Origin of the sequence: Arthrobacter sp. YAF17, from assembly GCF_052113365.1 — a bacterium.
Classification (GTDB): Bacteria; Actinomycetota; Actinomycetes; order Actinomycetales; family Micrococcaceae; genus Arthrobacter.
On the sequence record NZ_JBFRDB010000050.1, the window covers coordinates 1 to 1,349 of the forward strand.

Genomic DNA, 1,349 nt, shown 5'->3' on the forward strand with positions numbered 1-1,349 from the left:
CCGCCGAGGACCTCGAGATCATCGCCGACAAACTCAACAACCGGCCCCGTCCCACGCTCAACCTCGAGACCCCCAAACAACGCATGCGCCAACTCATTGCCACCGCGGCCTAAACCCAGTTGTTGCAACGACCAATTGACTTTGAGGCCCCGGGATGGGCCGGAAGTGACCCCGCGTTGCTTGGTCTTAGCGCCCGGGGGGCGGTTGTGCCCCCGGACCGATGGGCCTAGAGTGGCCATCGGCCAACTGGGTCCCGCCTCGGTTCGTGATCATGCGCCGGAGGCCGCTCCCCCGTTCTGATCGAGGAGATATCTATGGAAACCCGTACACTCGGTTCGCTCACCGTCTCGGCTCTGGGTTTGGGCTGCATGGGCATGAGCGAGTTCTACGGCCACGGTGAGGACAACGAATCCGTCGCCACCATCCAGGCCTTTCTCGACGCCGGCGGAAGCCTGCTCGACACGGCTGACATGTACGGCCCGTTCACCAATGAGGAGCTTGTGGGCCGGGCCATCGCAGGCCGGCGCGACGACGTCGTACTGGCCACCAAATTCGGCAACGAACGGCGGCCCGACGGATCCTGGGTGGGCATCAACGGCTCCCCCGGCTACGTCCGCGCCGCCTGTGACGCAAGCCTGCAGCGGCTGGGCGTGGACCACATCGACCTGTACTACCAGCACCGGGTGGACAAGACCGTCCCGATCGAGGAAACCGTCGGGGCCATGGCTGAGCTGGTACAGGCCGGCAAGGTCCGGCACCTTGGCCTGTCCGAGGCCAGCGCCGACACCGTTCGCCGGGCCCACGCGGTGCACCCCATCACCGCCCTGCAGACCGAATACTCGTTGTGGGAGCGCGAGCCGGAAACGAAGGTCTTCCCGGTCCTCGCCGAGCTCGGCATCGGTTTTGTCCCCTACAGCCCGCTGGGCCGCGGCTTCCTGACCGGCCAGTTCCGCAGCCCCGAGGACTTTGCGGCAGACGATTTCCGCCGGCACTCCCCGCGTTTCCAGGGCGAGAACTTTGACCGCAACCTGCAGCTCGTGGACCGGGTCAAGGAGTTGGCTGACGCGAAGGGCTGCACCCCGGGGCAACTGGCGCTGGCATGGCTGCTGGCCCAGGGCGAGCACATCGTTCCCATCCCTGGCACCAAGAAGGTCGACCGCCTGCGGGAAAACCTGGGCGCTGCCGACGTCGAACTCTCCGCCGAGGACCTGACCCGTCTGGACGAACTCGCTCCGGCCGGCGCGGCCGCCGGGGCGCGGTACCCGCACATGGATTCGATCGACGTCTAAGCCGGGCCCAGCGGAAACGGCAACGCGGGGTCACTTACGGCCCATCCCACGCCCCGGGAT

1 protein-coding gene is annotated in these 1,349 nt (G+C 66.9%); it reads left to right on the top strand.

Annotation, left to right across the window (positions count from 1 at the left end; all coding sequences use genetic code 11):
* Positions 1–314: 314 nt before the first annotated feature.
* A complete protein-coding gene (locus AB4Y67_RS18975; protein ID WP_441407303.1) occupies positions 315–1,289 on the top strand; it encodes an aldo/keto reductase in 975 nt (324 codons plus the stop codon).
* Positions 1,290–1,349: the final 60 nt, after the last annotated feature.

Bases quoted from the DNA above. Each gene is read 5' to 3' on its own strand.
- AB4Y67_RS18975 (WP_441407303.1), top strand. From the start codon at position 315: ATGGAAACCCGTACACTCGGTTCGCTCACCGTCTCGGCTCTGGGTTTG.